This window comes from Streptomyces sp. iso_384 (assembly GCF_056172905.1).
Window position 1 is genome coordinate 1,061,710 of sequence record NZ_JBWBTT010000001.1, and the last position, 13,444, is coordinate 1,075,153.

Sequence of the window (13,444 nt, forward strand, 5' to 3'; positions counted from 1 at the left end):
GGGCCGGTTGCCGGGCTCAGATGACGGGCCCGGCAACCGGCCCTACGGGCACACCACCTCGTCGCCCGTCACCGTCGAGAACTCGCCCGTCTGCCGGGTCTCCGCCTTCACCCGCTGCACCTTGGTGAAGTCCGCGCCCACCGTCACCTTCATCAGCGGTCCCTGGCCCTTCACCGCCTTCAGCTCGCTCCCGGGCAGGGCGGTGGCCAGGGACTTCGCCGAGCGGTCCCAGCGCGGGTCGTACTCCACGAGCGTCCGCTTCAGATCCCGCAGCTCCCCGTTGAGCGGCGCCTCGCCGGTGGTGAACCCGGTGGCCCGCAGCGCCTCGTCCACGGTCCGGCCCAGGCCGTCCTTCGGGGTCCCGTTGTAGACCTGCACCCGGATGTCCTTCGGCGCCACGTCCACGAGCGTGGCCGGAGGCTGCTTCGGGCCGGCCGCCGGCTTCGGCTTCGCCGGGGCCAGCGGCTTGTCCTCGCGCAGCGCCTGGAACAGCTTCTTCGACTTCTTCGCGTCCCACTGCACGGTGGAGCCGATGCCCTTGACCGGGAAGCTGGGGTTGCCGATGGGCACGGAGGCGAACTCCGACGAGGCCGGGCCGAAGTCCTTCATCGCCTTGGCGAGCGCCAGCATCTGCTCCGTACCGAAGCCCTCGTCGGCCCGGACCGAGCCCAGCGCCGAGGCGGAGACCTGCTGGAACTTCACCGGGTTCAGCAGCACCCCGCTGCTCGTCGCCTGCTTGATCAGCGCCGCCATGAACTTCTGCTGGCGCTCCATCCGGCCCAGGTCGGCGGCCACGTCCACATGGCGCGATCGCACGTACTGCAGCGCCTGCCCGCCGTCCAGCTCATGGGTGCCCGCGGGCAGGTCCAGGCCGGTGTACGAGTCCTTCATCGGCCGGGCCGTGCAGATCTTCACCCCGCCCACCGCGTCCACCGTCTTCATGAAGCTGGTGAAGTCGACCTCCAGATAGTGGTCGACCTTGACCCCGGTCATGTTCTCGACCGTCCGCACGGTCAGCGTGGGCCCGCCCTCCGCGTACGCGGCGTTCAGCTTCACCGGGTGGCTCTCGTGGTGCTTGCCCGTGGTGCGGTCGGTGTGGGCGGGCATCTCCGCGTAACTGTCCCGGGGCAGGCTGACCACGCTCGCCCGCTGCCGGTCGGCCGACAGATGGACCAGCATGATCGTGTCGGTGCAGTGGCAGGGCGCGCCGCCGAGCTTGTACTTCTTCTTCTCGGCCTTGGTGATCGTGTCCCGCCCGTCGGTGCCCACGAGCAGCAGATTCGTGCCGTGGCCCCCCTGCGGGCGGTTCTTCATGTCCTTGAACGGATCGACCCGCCCGATCCCGCCCTCCAGGCTGCTGACCACGGCATGACCGATCCCACCCGCGCCCAGCACCAGCACCGACAGACCGGTGGCCACCCGCATGCCCCAGCGCGGCCGCTCGTCCTGCTTGCGCCTGCGGACCGGCCGGGTGCCCTGGGGCGCACGGCGTCGCGGGGGAGTGGCGGGGCGGGGCCGGGGCGGGCGCTGCGGTCGTTGCGGTGTGGGCACGGGGGAGACACCTCCGGGGTGCAAGGGAGACACCTCTGCGGTGCGCGGGGGACAGGTGCGAGGAGACAGGTGCTACGGGGACAGGTCAAGGGACCAATCGCACGGTAGGCCCATACGATCTCCGCCCCGGCCCACGACCCGGCGGCGCGCACCGGTATCCCCCATTCGCGGTAACGTGGCGGCCGAAAGCCGAGCCGCCTCCTGGGGGCCCGCCTCCTGGGCGCGGAACCCCTGGCGCCCCCGAGGACCCCCTGAGGACCACATGTCTGCCGCGCAGTACCCCGCCGTCTCCGTGATCATGCCGGTGCTCAACGAGGAACGCCATCTCAGGAACTCGGTCCGGCACATCCTGGAGCAGGAGTACGCCGGTGAGATGGAGGTCGTGATCGCGCTCGGCCCCTCCGCCGACCGGACGGACGAGATCGCCGCCGAGCTGGTCGCCGAGGACCCCCGCGTCCACACCGTGCCCAACCCCACCGGCCGCACCCCCGCCGCCCTCAACGCGGCGATCAAGGCCTCCCGCCACCCCGTCGTCGTACGGGTCGACGGCCACGGCATGCTCTCGCCGAACTACATCGCGACCGCCGTCCGCCTCCTGGAGGAGACCGGCGCGCAGAACGTCGGCGGCATCATGCACGCCGAGGGCGAGAACGCCTGGGAGGAGGCCGTCGCCGCCGCGATGACCTCGAAGATCGGCGTCGGCAACGCGGCCTTCCACACCGGCGGTCAGGCGGGCCCGGCCGAGACCGTCTACCTCGGCGTCTTCCGCCGCGAGGCGCTGGAGCGGGCCGAGGGCTACAACGTCGAGTTCATCCGCGCCCAGGACTGGGAGCTGAACTTCCGCATCCGCGAGGCCGGCGGGCTGATCTGGTTCTCGCCCGAGCTGAAGGTGCAGTACCGCCCGCGCCCCACGGTGAAGGCGCTCGCCAAGCAGTACAAGGACTACGGCCGCTGGCGCCACGTCGTCGCCCGCTACCACGCCGGCTCGATCAACCTCCGCTATCTGGCCCCGCCGACCGCCGTCGTCGCCATCGCGGCGGGCCTGGTCCTGGGCGCGGCGGTCACCCCGTGGGCGCTGGTCGTCCCGGGCGGCTACGTCGCCGCGATCGTCGCCGGATCGCTGCCCGCGGGCAAGGGCCTCTCGCTGAAGGCCCGTGCGCAGATCCCGGTGGCCCTGGCGACGATGCACATGTGCTGGGGCTTCGGCTTCCTCACCAGCCCCCGGTCCCTGGCCAAGCGGGTCATCGCGAGCCGCCGCCCGGCGATGACCGGCAGCAGCAGCAGCGAGACCGTCTGAGACGACGACGCACGAAGGGCCCCGACGCTCGGCGTCGGGGCCCTCCTCGCGTGTGCGTGCCGCTACGGCATCACCAGGTGTAGTTCGGGTTGACCTTCATGCAGGCCCCCTCCTCCTCGCCGTTGAGCGCGCCCGCCGACTCCGGGGTCTTCTCCGTGCCCTTGGACACCGGATAGGCCCCGTCCTCACGCCAGTCCGCGCCCACCGCGAGCGAGATCCCCGAGACGTCGGTGGACCTCTTCACCTGCGACAGCGGAACGCCCAGCGCCTTGGCGACCGCCTGTGCGTCGCCCTCCAGATCCGCGCTCGGATACAGGATCCCGGTCCGCGCGGCCCCCGTGACGTTGTCCGAGTCGACGGTGGTCCTGCCGAAGCCCGCGTTCTTCAGCTGGTCCGCCACGTCACCGGCACGCCCCGAGGCCGGTCCGAGCGCGTCGGTGGCGGTCCCGTTCCGTACGGAGACGGCGATCTCGCCGACCGGCGCGGACGGGTCCTTGGGCTCCTCCGGCTTCTTCCGCTTGGAGGCCTTGCCGTCCAGCGGGACGTCGTCGCGGACCATCCGGAACAGCTGCTCGGCGTCGCCCGCCTTCGGGTACACCCGGCCGTTGTTGACGCCGGTGCCGTACACGTTCGGCATCGTCGACATCGTGATGCGCTTCGTCGGAACCTTCTTGAACTCCTCGGCCAGGTCGTAGAGCTTCTTGACCGTGTCGAGGCCCTTGTCGACCGTCAGCGCCTTCGTGGCCGCCTCGGCGAGGTTCATCAGCTTCGCCGGGTCGCTGAGCTTGGTGCCCTTGCGCAGCTGACGCACCATCGAGTTCATGTACTGGTGCTGGGCCTTGGCCCGCCCCAGGTCGGTGTTGTCCTCGAAGCCGTACCGGGTGCGCAGCCACTGGAGGGCCTGCTCGCCCTGGATGGACGTGGTGCCCTTCTCCAGCTTCAGCCCGGAGCCCTTGCCGTCCCGGCTGCGGGAGTGGATGTTGGCGTCGACACAGACGGGCACGCCGCCGATCGCGTCGGCCATGGACACCACACCGGCGAAGTCGATCATCATGAAGTGGTCGATGCGGATGCCGGTCAGCTCGTACCAGGTGGCCACCGTGCACCCCGGACCACCGCGCCCCAGGCTCGCGTTGGTCTGTACGTCACCGGTGCTGGCCGGGAAGACCTTGCCGTCCGGGGCCGTGCACTTGGGCATCTTCAGCATGGTGTCGCGCGGCATGCTGATGACGGAGAGATTGCTGCGGTCCGCGGAGAGGTGGAGCAGCATCTGTACGTCGGCGAGCGGCGGGGCCCCGAAGGTCTCCTTCGCGCCGCCCAGTTTCTGGTTGGCCTTGGAGTCGCGGGCGTCGGAGCCGATGAGCAGGATGTTGAGCGGGGTCTGGCCGGCGGCGTTGGCCTTGTGATCGGCCATCTGTTTGTCGCCGAGGGTCAGATCCTCCTTCTTGATGTTGCTGTTGAGGTACTCGTAGTAGACGTAACCGGCGCCGCCGGTGGCGAGTATGAGCACGGCGAGGACCGAAGCGCTCCAGCGGAGCACGCGCCGTTTGCCGCTCTTGGGCGCCCGGCGGCTGCTGCGCCCCTGGGCACCGCCCCCGTTGCCGCGCCGGCCCTTCGTGGCCCGATGGCCGCCGCCCCCCGGCCTGCCGCCGCCGTCCGGCCCGTCACCGCTGCCGTCGCCCGGCCCGTCGCCCTCGTACAGGCTCTCGTCCCAGCCGTGTTGATCGGCGCGGCGGACGCGTGATCGCGTCCTCTCCCCGGGCGTGCTGCTCCGTCCCACCGGACCCCCCATGCTGTTCAGATTTCCGCTGCGGCGCGGTGACCCGGTGTCACTTGGCGCATACCGCCTTGTCGGCGCTTGCCTGCTCGACGCCTTCCGGAGCCTTCGCCGGCCCGGTGATGAGCTGGCCCGCGCCCTTGAAGTCCGCCCCCAGCGTGAGCACCATCGCCTCAAGCCCCTCGGCGTCGGCGGTGCCCTGCTTCATGGCCGTGGCAGGCAGCCCCATCATCGCGGCGAGCGCCCGGGCCTGATCGGCCTGGTTGGGCGCGTACTCCAGCGTCGTCTTCTTGATCTTCTCGGGTGCGTTCGCCTTGTTCGTGGACTTCAGCACCCCCTGCTCGTTCTGGAGCCAGGTGACGGTCGCGCCGGCCGCACCGGCGATCTCACCGCCGTTGAGGACGTCCACGCGTACGTCGGCGGGATCGGCCTTCGGGCCCTTGAGCAGGGCCGCCTGCTTGCCCTTGGCGGCCTTCTCCTTCTGCTTCACCTCGGTCAGCGAGGTGTCGGAGCGCATCATCGCGAACAGCTGCTCACCCTTGACCGGGTCCACGACCACGGTGACGGGCTTCGGCTCGGCCGGATTGTCGACGACCGGCATCGTGAGGAAGCTGATGTTCTTCGTGTCGACCTTGCCGATCTCCTGGGCCAGCGTCATCAGCTTCTTCGCGTCACCGATGCCCGTGTCGACGGTCAGCGCGTTGGTGGCCGCGTCGGCCAGCTTGTACAGCTTCTTCGGGTTGGTCAGGGTGTCGCTCGACTTCATCTCGCGGATCATGGAGCCGAGGAACTGCTGCTGCACCTTGATCCGGTCGAGGTCGCTCCTGTTGCCGAAGCTGTCGCGGGTGCGCAGCAGGGCCAGCGCCTTCTCGCCCTGCACCGTCGACTCGCCCTGGGGCAGCTGCAGATGCGACTTCGGGTCGTCGATCGGCTTCGCCATGCAGACCTTGACACCGCCGACCGCGGTGGTCAGCTCCTTGACCGCGTTGAAGTCGACCATCATGAAGTGGTCGGGCTTGAGGCCGGTGATGTTCTCGACCGTCTTCATGGTGCAGCCGGGGTTGCGGCCGTTCTGGCCGAGGCTGGTGTTGAAGCGCTCGTTCGGGGTGCCGGGGATGGTCGTGGAGGTGCCGTCCGACTGCTTCGTCTCGCACTCGGGGATATCGGTCACCAGGTCGCGCGGGATGCTCATCGCCGTCGCGTTGGTCCGGTCCTCGGATACGTGGAACAGGATGTTGGTGTCGGCGTGGCCTTCGCTGCCCTTGTCGCCGTACCCCTCGTTGCCCTTGCCCGTGCGTTTGTCCGTGCCGATGATCAGGATGTTCATCGGGCCGTCGCTGAGGACGTTCTTGCTGCCGGCGTTGCCCACGTCGATGGTGTCGATGTTGCCGTTGAGCTTCTGGTACAGGACGTACACGCCCAGCGAGGCGCCCACCACGACGAACGCCGTGACGCCGCCCGTCCACAGCAGCGCCTTCTTCTTGCGCGACTTCTTGGGCTTGCGCTTCCGGCGGCCGGACGCGGGCGGTTCCGTGCCGCGCCCGCCGCCCTGGGAACTGCGGCGGCTGCGCTGCCCCGGCACCTCGCGGCGCGGCCCGTCGGCACCGACCTCCCGCGCCCCCCGGCGACCGGAACCCTCACGGGACGCGTCGGTCCGGGTGCTGCCGCGGCGGCCCGTCCCCTCGGCCGTGGCCGTACGCGAAGAGCTGCTCGACTCCCCAGCGGAGTGATCCAGTCGCAGTTCGTAATTGCCGGTGTTCGGGTTGAGTACCCACTGGTCGGCGGGGTCGATATCGTCCGCCCGTCCACGACTGTGCGCGTCCACGGTTGCCTGCGTCCTCCGTCGGTGCCACGCGAGGCGCCCTCCCCCGGTAGGGCGCTCGTTCCTTCGCTCCAGCAGTGCACGACCTGACGGCCGGAAGCACCGGATCGCGTCACACTATCCGGCCGAATCCGCGTCGAGCGACGTGCGTGACACATTCCACGCCCCTTACAACCGGGCATACTTCCCATTACACGTCGATTGTGTTCGCTGTCTTGGCAATTGCTTTACTGCTTGCACAGGTCGTCCGCCGCACTCGAACCCGAATAGGTGGGTGTCGGCGTCGGACTTTCCGAGCCGGCGTCGTCCGGCTTCCCGTCCCGCTTCCTTTCCTGGTCCTGCCGCGCTTCCTCCAGTTCGTCGGCCGGAACCACGGCGACGGGCCGGTCCTCGCGGAGTTGCTTGAACAGATCGCCCGCATCCGGTTCGACGAGTTCGTCCCGGTTGATGTTGTTGCGGTACGGCTGCCGGGGCACGGTCAGGAACTGCACCTGCTCGGTCGGTACGTCGCGCATCCCGCGCACCAGGTCGTACAGGTCGCGCAGCGAGTCCAGCCCCGGGTCGGTGGTCAGCGACTTGGTCGCCGCGTCCAGCACCGGGTAGAGCCGGGTCGGGTTGAGCAGAACTCCGTTGCTCTGCATCTTGTTCACCAGCGCGCCCAGGAACTGCTGCTGGCGCTCCATCCGTTCGGTGTCGCTGCCGTTGCCGAGGGTCTTGCGCGCCCGTACGTAGCCGAGCGCCTCCTCACCGTTCAGCGTCTGCCGGCCGGCCGGAAGCTCCAGGTGCGCGTCCTTGTCGTTGATCGGCTGCTTGAGGCAGATCTCGACCCCGTCCACGGCGTCGACCATGTCCTTGAATCCGTTGAAGTCGACGACCATGTGGTGATCGATGCGGATGCCGGTCATCTTCTCCACGGTGCGGATCGTGCAGGCGGTGCCGCCGAGTTCGAACGCCGAGTTGAACTGCGCGAACTGCTCCCGCGTCTCCTTGCCGTCCGCGGTGCGGCAGCTGGGGATCTCCGCCATCAGGTCACGGGGGAGGGACACGGCCGTCGCGCTCTTCCGGTCCGCCGCGAGGTGCAGCAGGATCGTGGTGTCGGAGCGCTGGCTGCCGCCGTCGTCCCGGCCGTACTCACGGTTGTCCCCGGCCCGGCTGTCCGACCCGATGAGCAGGATGTTCTGGGCGTCCATGACGACCGGCGTCGGCCGTTCCTTCTCGTACGCCTTGAGCTCGGCGGCGGCGCTCGTGTCGGTGGTGATGTTCCCGTCGAGCTTCTTGTAGAGCCACCAGCCCGCCCCCGCGGCGACCAGCACGAGGAACGAGGCGGCGAGGGCGGTCCAGCGCAGCCAGTGGCTCTTGCGCGCGGCGACGATGCCGGCCTTGGGCTGATCGGCCCAGGTCTGCACGCCGTCGTTGTCGCTGTCGCCGCCGTCGCTGCCTGCTTCGTCCTTATCGGAGTCGGCGGAGCTTTCGGCCTGTTCGGCCTGTTCGGCCTGTTCGGCCTGTTCGGCTTTCCCGGGCTTTTCGGCCTGCTCGGGCTTCTCCGGAGCGGAGGCCTCCGAGGTTTCGGGGGCTTCGGGGGCCTCCGAGGTTTCGGGGGCTTCTGTGGCGTCGGCTTCGGCTTCTCCGGTCCCGGGGGTGGGGCCCTCGGGACCGGACTGTTCCTGCGACCTGCCCTGCGGCTTGTCCCCGGCCGGGTGGTCCGGGTCGGACGGCGGGCCAGCACTGTCGGTCACGTCTGCGTCCATCCTTCACGTTCGGCGGCGCGAGGAGCCGCCGGTCGCAGGAGTAGACGGCTGAAACTCGCGCTTGGTTGTGCACGGCCAGGAGAGTGGTCTGTACCGCCCGATCATCTACCCGCTCCGGCGTCGCGCACCGAGGACTCGGCCCGCTGTGGGCCGGACGGGTGGACCTCGGAGCGCTTGTCATACCGCGGTGTCGGTGACCCGCTCGCTCTCGGTCCGCTTGGCCAGTCCGTCCGCGTCGAGCTGTCCGAGATGGCGGCACAGCACCACGGACCCACCGGCCGCCAGCGGCGCGAAGAGCCCGGCGCTCAGCCCGTCCCACGTGTCGTACGTACGCCCGGTGAGCAGCCGGGATCCCGGTACGAGCCCGAGCGCGCCGGCGTCCTCGCGGGCCTTGGCGACGAGCTGCGCACCCGTCAGCTCCACCCCGCCGACGGCCAGCGCGGGAGCGTCGGCGTCCACCGGGGCGAAGGGCGCGAAGCGGTCGCCCTGGCCCGGCACCTCCACCGCGTAGTCCGAGAACCCCTCCGGCGCCTGCGGGAACCGGCCGCCCAGCGGACGCAGGGCGAGCGCGACCCGCTCACCCCGGCAGGCCCGCGCCCGCTCCAGGGTGTCGGGTCCGGTCACGACGAGATCGGCGGCGGCCGGGTCGCCCTGGACATCGGCGACGACCCCGACGGAGGAGCAGGCGAGCAGCCAGACAGCGGACTGCCAGTGCGCGGGGAGCAGCAGGGCGAGCCGGTCGCCGGGCTCAGCGGCGAGGTCGCCCTGGAGCAGATTGGCGGTCTTGGCCACCCAATTGGCGAAGGTGGCCACCGACAGTTCGACGCGTTCTCCGGTGGCGTCGTCGTAGAAGGTGACCAGGGGGCGGGCCGGGTCCGCGGCAAGGGCGGATCGCAGCAGGTCGGCAGGGGTGCGGTCGCTGGAGCTCATCCGCGCAAGCGTACGCGGGGGGCACTGCGAGGGGCGGGCTGAACGGGTGTCACGTACACCGGTTCGGCAGACGGTACGTCAAGGCTGCGCGGATGCCCGGGTAGCCGGAGTACTGACTGTATGACCAGGATCGTGCGTATGCGTGCACTATTGGTCACATCAGTCGGCGTCACCTGCGCGGCGGCCCTCACTCTGCCGCTCGCCGCCCCCGCCCTGTCCGCCCCGGCCCCGCTCTCCGCCTCGGCCCGGCCGCCCTCCGTGTCCCCCGAATCGCCGGGTTCCGGCCCGCCGTCGTCGGTACGGGCCGAAGCCGGATCCTCCCGAGCGGCCGACACCGCCCCGCTGTTGTCGTCGTCGCGCACCACCGAGACCCGCGCGGCCGAGCTCGCGGGCTCGACGCAGTCCCTGCCCCTGGAGCCGCTCGCCGCCCCGTCCGACCGGGTCGCGGGCGCGGCGGCCGGCCAGGGCCTGGCTCAGCGTGACGCCCGCCCGTTCTCCCTGGTGGGCGTGGTCTGGGACGACGTCGATGCCGAGCTCCATGGCACGGTCCAGGTCCGCACCCGGGCGACCGGCGGCGAGGGCTGGTCGGACTGGCAGGACGTGGAGACCCACAACGCCGAGCATGCCGCCGACCTCGGCAGCGCCGAGCGGGCCTCCGGCGCCGTGCGCGGGGCGACCGCCCCGCTCTGGGTCGGCGACTCGGACGGCGTGGAGGTACGCGTACGCCCGGAGGCGGCCGATCCGCAGCACCGGGCCGCCGCCGTACCACTGCCCGAGGGGCTGCGCCTCGAACTCGTCGACCCCGGCGAGGACCCCGCAGCGGAAGAGGCCACCGAAACAGCCCCCGGAACAGCTCCGGAACCGGCTCTGGAACCCGCCCGCGCGGCCCCCGTAGGCCGGTCCGCCACCCCGGCGACGTTCGCCGTCAACCCGGCCCCGCCCACGACGACGACGGCCGTGCCGGAGGCGCTCACCGCCGAATCCGCCGCCGCATCGGCCGTCAACGCGGACCTCGCACCGCTCGGCGCTTCCGTCATCCCCGAGCTGACCAAGGCGGAGACGGAGGAGGAGGCGGCGATCGTCGCCGCCGGGGCGAAGCCGTACATCGGTCCGCGCCCGAAGATCATCACCCGCAAGGGCTGGGGCGCCGACGAGAGGCTCCGCGAGCGCAACTTCGCGTACACCAAGTCCGTCAAGGCGGCCTTCGTGCACCACAGCGCGACCGGCAACAACTACACCTGCAAGCAGGCCCCTTCGATGCTCCGCTCCATCTACCGCTACCACGTCAAGAGCAGCGGCTGGCGCGACTTCGGCTACAACTTCGCCGTCGACAAGTGCGGAAACATCTACGAGGGCCGGGCCGGAGGCGTCGCGAAGGCGGTTCTCGGGGCCCACACCCTGGGCTTCAACACCAACACCATGGGAATCGCGGTGCTCGGCACCTACTCCTCCACCAACCCGCCCGCCGCCGCCGTGACCGCGGTCTCCAGACTCACCGCCTGGAAGCTGGGCCTGTTCGGCGCCAACCCCAAGGGCAAAGTGACCCTCACCTCCGGCGGCAGCAACAAGTACAGGGCGGGCGTGAAGGTCAGGATGAACGTCATCTCGGGCCATCGGGACGGTTTCGCAACCGAATGTCCCGGAGCGCGTCTCTACAAGAAGCTCGGCACGGCCCGGACCAGCTCCGCCAAACTGCAGGGCCGCTGACCGGGGCATATCCGACCGGTCTGCTTAGACTGGCCAGCCATATCCAGGCCAGGCCCCAGCAGGAAGCAGAGACGGTGCTGTGACAGAGGCAAAAGAAGCGATCCTCCTGGTCGGTGGCAAAGGCACCCGGCTGCGCCCGCTCACGGTGCACACCCCGAAGCCGATGGTCCCGGCGGCGGGGGTCCCGTTCCTCACCCACCAGCTGGCGCGGGCCAGGGCGGCCGGGGTGGAGCACATCGTGCTCGCCACGTCCTACCTGGCGGAGGTCTTCGAACCGTACTTCGGCGACGGTTCCTCGCTCGGTCTGCACATCGAGTACGTCACCGAGCAGGAACCGCTCGGCACCGGCGGAGCCATCCGCAACGTCGCGCCGAAGCTTGTCTCGGGGCCGGACGAGCCGGTCCTGATCTTCAACGGCGACATCCTGACCGGGCTCGACATCCGGGCCCTGGTCACCTCGCACACCGACTCAGGGGCGGATGTCTCGCTCCACCTGACCCGGGTCGAGGACCCGCGCGCCTTCGGCCTCGTACCGACCGACGCGACGGGCCGGGTCACGGCGTTCCTGGAGAAGCCGCAGACGCCGGAGGAGATCGTCACCGACCAGATCAACGCCGGGGCGTACATCTTCCGGCGCTCGGTCATCGACACCATTCCGGCGGGCCGCCCGGTCTCCGTCGAACGCGAGACCTTCCCCGGGCTCCTCGCCTCCGGCGCCCACCTCCAGGGCATGGTCGACTCCACGTACTGGCTGGACCTCGGCACCCCGGGGGCCTTCGTCCGCGGCTCCGCCGACCTCGTCCTCGGCCGCGCCCCGTCCCCGGCGGTCCCGGGCCGCTGCGGCGACCGCCTGGTCCTGCCGACGGCGTCCGTGGCCCCGGACGCCAAGCTCACCGGCGGTACGGTGGTCGGCGCCGACGCGGTGATCGGCGCGGGCGCGAGAATAGAGGGCTCGACGATCCTGGCCGGCGCGGTCGTCGAGGCGGGCGCGATCATCACGGACTCGCTGGTCGGAGCGGGCGCCAGGATCGGCGACCGTACGGTGCTGGCGGGCGCGGTGATCGGCGACGGGGCGCAGGTGGGCGCGGACAACGAACTGCGCGACGGGGTAAGGATCTGGTGCGACGCGATCCTGCCGGACGGCTCGGTCCGCTTCTCCTCGGACCAGTAGCCGCGGGGCCCGCCCCTACCGTCGTACCCTCAAGAGGTCCCACACCAGGCACCCAGCCACACCATCAACACCAGAAACACCGAGCACGTCAGAACACCCAGTGGCCCCAGAGACTCCGGTCACCCAGACACCCCGAGGCCCCCGTGGCAGGACGATTCGCCCCCCGCACCGCGCGAGCAGCGCTGCCCCACCAGGCCGCCGCTCCGTCGGGCAAGGCGGCCGCGCCCTCGCCGGACGGACCGCCGCTGACCAGGGAGTGGACCCCGCCCGGCCCGCTGGACCTCCGTCTGGTCCTCGGCCCGCTGCGCCGCGGCCCGGCCGACCCCACGTTCCGGATGACCGCGGACGGCACGTTCTGGCGGGCCACCCGCACGCCCGAGGGCCCCGGCACGCTCCGGATCGCGGCACGTGGCGACCGGGTCACGGCGGCCGCCTGGGGCCCCGGCTCGGACTGGCTGCTGGCCGGGCTGCCCGCGCTCCTGGGCGCGGAGGACGACCCGGACGCGTTCGTCCCGCGGCACCGCCTGCTGGCCGTGACCCGGCACCGCCGCCCGGGCCTGCGCCTGCTGCGTACGGGCCTGGTCATGGAATCGCTGATCCCGTCGATCCTGGAGCAGAAGGTCACCACGGACGAGGCGTACCGCGCCTGGCGCCACCTGGTCCGCCGCTTCGGCACCCCCGCCCCGGGCCCCACGGCCGACCTGGGCCTGCACGTCATGCCCGACCCGCGCGGCTGGGCGATGATCCCGTCGTGGGAATGGCACCAGGCGAACGTCGACGCCAAGCGCTCGTCGACGATCCTGCGAGCGGTACGGGTGGCCCGCCGCCTGGAGGAGGCTGCGACGATGCCGCTGCCCGAGGCGCAGACCCGCCTCCAGCTGATCCCCGGCATCGGCCCCTGGACCTCGGCGGAGACCCTCCAGCGCTCGAACGGCGCGGCGGACGCGGTCACGGTGGGCGACCTGCATCTCCCGGGCATCGTGGGCCACGCGCTGGCGGACAACCGCGCCGCGGACGACGAGGAGATGCTGACCCTGCTGACCCCCTACAAGGGCCAACGCCACCGGGCAACCCGCCTGATCCTGCTATCGGGCCACACCCCGCCGCGCAGAGCCCCAAGGATGACCCCGGGCAACATCGCAAGCCTGTAGCCCTGCTCTTTTCGGCCCCTTCGGCAACTTCTTCAGCCCCTCCGGCGACTTCCCTACGCCTCCGGCTTTCTTAGCCCCTCCGGGCTTCCTAAGCCCTCCGGTTTTCTCAGCCCCGCCGGGCTTCTTAAGCCCCTCCGGCGCTTGAGGAGCGGGGCCCGGGGCAGCGCCCCGAACCCAAGCCCGTCCGGCGCTTGAGGACAAAGGGGGCCCGGGGCAGCGCCCCGGTTCCGGGAAGGGGCGGGTAGGGGAAAGGCCCCGCGCAGCGACCCCCGCCGCCCACCGAGCCCCCC

At 70.9% G+C, this 13,444-nt stretch carries 9 protein-coding genes; 4 read left to right on the forward strand and 5 right to left on the reverse strand.

Features of this window, described 5'->3' with window-relative positions:
• Positions 1–42: 42 nt before the first annotated feature.
• Positions 43–1,551, reverse strand: coding sequence for an LCP family protein (locus AC0VY3_RS04845; protein WP_475549021.1), 1,509 nt, complete (start codon positions 1,549–1,551; stop codon positions 43–45).
• Positions 1,552–1,813: 262 nt separating this feature from the next.
• Between AC0VY3_RS04845 and AC0VY3_RS04850 the strand changes: the two genes are divergently transcribed.
• Complete coding sequence (locus tag AC0VY3_RS04850) at positions 1,814–2,848, forward strand: glycosyltransferase family 2 protein (RefSeq protein WP_242742299.1); 1,035 nt, start codon at positions 1,814–1,816, stop codon at positions 2,846–2,848.
• Between the two features lie 70 nt (positions 2,849–2,918).
• Here AC0VY3_RS04850 and AC0VY3_RS04855 read toward each other — a convergent pair whose 3' ends face one another.
• The 4 genes from AC0VY3_RS04855 to AC0VY3_RS04870 all read right to left on the reverse strand — a co-directional run bounded on the left by AC0VY3_RS04855 (position 2,919) and on the right by AC0VY3_RS04870 (position 9,125).
• Positions 2,919–4,640, reverse strand: coding sequence for an LCP family protein (locus tag AC0VY3_RS04855; RefSeq protein WP_475549022.1), 1,722 nt, complete (start codon positions 4,638–4,640; stop codon positions 2,919–2,921).
• Between the two features lie 37 nt (positions 4,641–4,677).
• Complete coding sequence (locus AC0VY3_RS04860) at positions 4,678–6,450, reverse strand: LCP family protein (RefSeq protein WP_475549023.1); 1,773 nt, start codon at positions 6,448–6,450, stop codon at positions 4,678–4,680.
• 224 nt (positions 6,451–6,674) lie between these two features.
• Complete coding sequence (locus AC0VY3_RS04865) at positions 6,675–8,195, reverse strand: LCP family protein (protein ID WP_475549024.1); 1,521 nt, start codon at positions 8,193–8,195, stop codon at positions 6,675–6,677.
• A 177-nt stretch (positions 8,196–8,372) separates the two neighbouring features.
• Entirely contained in the window at positions 8,373–9,125 is a 753-nt protein-coding gene (locus AC0VY3_RS04870) for a TIGR03089 family protein (protein WP_475549025.1), read from the reverse strand.
• A 138-nt stretch (positions 9,126–9,263) separates the two neighbouring features.
• Between AC0VY3_RS04870 and AC0VY3_RS04875 the strand changes: the two genes are divergently transcribed.
• From AC0VY3_RS04875 to AC0VY3_RS04885, 3 genes are all read left to right on the forward strand, one after another.
• Positions 9,264–10,832 (forward strand): peptidoglycan recognition protein family protein, encoded by a 1,569-nt coding sequence (locus tag AC0VY3_RS04875; protein WP_475549026.1) that lies wholly within the window; start codon positions 9,264–9,266, stop codon positions 10,830–10,832.
• A gap of 79 nt (positions 10,833–10,911) precedes the next feature.
• A complete protein-coding gene (manB, locus tag AC0VY3_RS04880; RefSeq protein WP_475549027.1) occupies positions 10,912–12,003 on the forward strand; it encodes a mannose-1-phosphate guanylyltransferase in 1,092 nt (363 codons plus the stop codon).
• A 143-nt stretch (positions 12,004–12,146) separates the two neighbouring features.
• Positions 12,147–13,154, forward strand: a complete 1,008-nt coding sequence (locus AC0VY3_RS04885) for a DNA-3-methyladenine glycosylase family protein (protein ID WP_103510698.1) — start codon at positions 12,147–12,149, stop codon at positions 13,152–13,154.
• The last annotated feature ends 290 nt before the right edge of the window (positions 13,155–13,444 follow it).

Coding starts and splice junctions, on each gene's coding strand:
- AC0VY3_RS04850 (WP_242742299.1), top strand. CDS start 1,814: ATGTCTGCCGCGCAGTACCCCGCCGTCTCCGTGATCATGCCGGTGCTC.
- AC0VY3_RS04855 (WP_475549022.1), bottom strand. CDS start 4,640: ATGGGGGGTCCGGTGGGACGGAGCAGCACGCCCGGGGAGAGGACGCGA.
- AC0VY3_RS04865 (WP_475549024.1), bottom strand. CDS start 8,195: ATGGACGCAGACGTGACCGACAGTGCTGGCCCGCCGTCCGACCCGGAC.
- AC0VY3_RS04870 (WP_475549025.1), bottom strand. CDS start 9,125: ATGAGCTCCAGCGACCGCACCCCTGCCGACCTGCTGCGATCCGCCCTT.
- AC0VY3_RS04875 (WP_475549026.1), top strand. CDS start 9,264: ATGCGTGCACTATTGGTCACATCAGTCGGCGTCACCTGCGCGGCGGCC.